This is a genomic window from Pseudoalteromonas sp. SR45-5 (assembly GCF_014163565.1).
In the GTDB taxonomy this organism is placed as follows: Bacteria; Pseudomonadota; Gammaproteobacteria; order Enterobacterales; family Alteromonadaceae; genus Pseudoalteromonas; species Pseudoalteromonas distincta.
In genome coordinates this window covers 1-2,147 of the sequence record NZ_JACJDN010000652.1, presented here as the reverse complement: position 1 = coordinate 2,147, position 2,147 = coordinate 1, and the positions used below count along the sequence as shown (strand labels likewise).

The following is a 2,147-nucleotide window of genomic DNA, read 5'->3' as shown; positions in this document are numbered from 1 at the left end:
AAGAACTTGATTTAAGTCAGAAAGAAATGGCTAAGCGAGTTTATTGTGAGCGCTTTGAAGATGATGACACAGAAGAAATTAATAAGTTTGTTGAAACTTTTCGCCAAAATTTAAAACGAAAAGCAAAACCAGAGTTACTCGAAAGTTATTTAGCCAATATCGCAAATTTACGTGAATTTAAAAATTCCGATTTAGCGATTTCTAATCCTTTAGATCTTGGTTTTATATCTTTAGATGTTAAAAGAGCACTGCAAGAAATATCTATGGAGCTAGTGAACAAGATGGACTCAGAAGGTGATAAGTTTTAGCCTGAAAAATTATACTCTCTACACAGTGTTTAATTTGCTAGCTTTTCGCGTCAGCAAGCTTAACGCCTACGATAAATCTAAACGCTGCAGTTAAGACAATTCCCCCGTGATTACACCCGAAAGCTAAAAATTGATGAGTAATTACTTGCATGGATGCAAGTTAAGCCGTGACTTCGCCATGGATGGTGAATACACGGCGTTTACGTTTATATCAACTTTTAGCTTGAGGAAACAGTGTGATCCTCGGGGCGCCGTGGGGTTCTAAGGGGCGTACGGCGCTATGCGCCCCTTGGTTGCTGCCAGCAATCTGGCAAAAACCTCGAATGAGATTTCATCTTAAAAGTGGTACATAAGCTCACAGTCCGTTATTCTTAGACGCGCCATCGCCATGGGCCGCGAATACACAGCATTTACGTTCATATCATTAATTTAAATTGAGGAAATAGTGTGATCCTCGGGGCGCCGAGAGATTCCAAAGAGAAGTCGGCGGTTACTTCTCTTTGGTTGCCATCGTCAACGCGATATTAAGTCAATTATTTTAAAAGCTACGCTTTTCGCGCGAGCAAGCTGGGCGCCTACAGGTGTTTAGGTGAGCTTTGCTTGTTGATTGAGGTAATGAGCTAGTTATTAAAGAGAAAGCGCGATGTAAAATCGCACCAACAAGTGCTAAAGCTTAATAGGCGTACTTATCTCACAATCTTTGCATACTAAAGAGTAATTTTCTTTACGTTTGCTTGTTTTAGTATTGATGCTTGAGCACTCTGGGCATGGTGATTTCATTGGTGTGTTTACACTGCAATTGCCGCATTTCACAAAGTAACCATAACGTCCGGAAAGAGGCTGTAAATTACTCGAACTATTACATTGCTTACAAGCTAATGTTATCTCTTTGATTAGATCAGTTTTAGGTTTTACTTGTTCAGTAATGGTTTGCTTGGTCGCTATTAAAGTATCATCGTAAACAGGTTCTGATTCGCTTATCTTTGCAGATACATATGAAGGCTCTTGTAAGATAGGTGATATATTTTGCTCTAAAATAAACTGGCAAATTCTATCCAGTGTTTCTTCACTGAACCACGGTCGAACGTTCGTTGTAAAAAGATGAAGCGGATTAGGTTTAGACGCAGGAAGCTTCATTATTTCGAGTAATTTATCAGTTATAAATTCTGATTTAACTAATCGGTCTTCAATTGCTTTTGGTGTGTTTTTCCGGTTGATAATGGCGTTGCTCGATATGGCACAAATACTATGCCACTCTCTGCCACCAAAACCCTGTTGCAGCTTGCCAAATAATTTAGTGAGTAGCTTTGGTGCATTGTCGCGCATTAGGCTTTTTAATAGCTCTAGTTGTAATTCAACCTGTTTTATTGGCGATGGCATACCTTGCCAGTTGCCGCGATAACTACGACTCCATTCTTGATGTTCATTAATCGTTACTTCGCCTGTAATGCTTTTAGATTCGATAAGAATAAAGCCATAGGTGTATGCTATTAGGTGGTCTATTTGTGCGGTTTCGTCATTGTGTTTAAATTTTACATCGTTAAACACAAATACCTGACTATGATCTTTAAAGGCGCGGCGTAAATAAAAGGCAACGTCGAGCTCTTGCTTTTGACCTGCTTGTATTTTAGATGAGTTGCTGTTGATGAGGGTTTTATCTTTTAGAATCATGAGGCGTCCTTTCAATCATGTATTTGCTTAGAATATCATTGAAGTACCGAATAACAATACTGCTTAAGTTCAAAAAACGCGAGAGAAACTCCCACCTACAATTTAAAAGCTTCGCTTTTCGCGCGAGCAAGCTGAGCGCCTACAGGTGTTTAGCTTGGCTATTAAGCT

General features: G+C 39.4%; 2 protein-coding genes. One reads left to right on the top strand and one right to left on the bottom strand.

From position 1 onward, the window contains the following. Positions 1-308, top strand: a 308-nt coding sequence (locus H5072_RS17620; protein WP_182694289.1) for a hypothetical protein, incomplete at its 5' end; no start/stop codon positions are given. A gap of 666 nt (positions 309-974) precedes the next feature. Here H5072_RS17620 and H5072_RS17615 read toward each other — a convergent pair. Continuing rightward, positions 975-1,979, bottom strand: a complete 1,005-nt coding sequence (locus H5072_RS17615; protein ID WP_182694288.1) for a nuclease-related domain-containing protein — start codon at positions 1,977-1,979, stop codon at positions 975-977. Positions 1,980-2,147: the final 168 nt, after the last annotated feature.

Bases quoted from the DNA above. Each gene is read 5' to 3' on its own strand.
- H5072_RS17615 (WP_182694288.1), bottom strand. From the start codon at position 1,979: ATGATTCTAAAAGATAAAACCCTCATCAACAGCAACTCATCTAAAATA.